General features: G+C 32.8%; 1 protein-coding gene. It reads left to right on the forward strand.

Annotated elements, in window-relative coordinates; all coding sequences use genetic code 11:
* The first annotated feature begins 79 nt into the window (after nt 1–79).
* Nucleotides 80–358 carry a helix-turn-helix domain-containing protein gene (locus RV04_RS12970; protein WP_071858867.1) on the forward strand — a complete coding sequence of 93 codons (279 nt, stop codon included), beginning with the start codon at nt 80–82 and terminating at the stop codon, nt 356–358.
* Nucleotides 359–488: the final 130 nt, after the last annotated feature.

Raw genomic sequence — 488 nt, forward strand, 5'->3', positions numbered from 1 at the left:
TGGAACTGACACTATAATTAGATACAATTAAAAAAGAGCACCTCAAATTTAGTAAAATAAATTTGGAGGTGTTTTTCTAATGGCAAAACATAATTATTATCCGGAAACATTAAAGATTCAAATTATTGAGAGGTTATTAGCGGGAGAATCGGGTTCTTCCCTTCGGGAAGAATTTAATATTCCAGGAAGAGGAACAATCTATAAATGGAAACAGTGGTATTTGAAGGGTGAAATTCACCGTTTAAAAGCTTCTTCAGGGCGTCCTTTAGAACAGGAAGCTTCCATTTATCAAACATTACAAGACAGAGAGAAAGAACTAGAATTACTAAAAAAATTCTTTTCCAAAGAAAGGTGGTGACACAAGAAAATATGATTCGTTTTATCGAGCAACACAAAAACCAATTGCCAATTTCAAAGTTAACCCAACTGTTTGGAATATCAAGAAGTACTTTCTACAGAAATAGAAAGATGAAACGATCAAGTTTAAC

Origin of the sequence: Enterococcus hermanniensis (assembly GCF_001885945.1) — a bacterium.
Taxonomy (GTDB): Bacteria; Bacillota; Bacilli; order Lactobacillales; family Enterococcaceae; genus Enterococcus_A; species Enterococcus_A hermanniensis.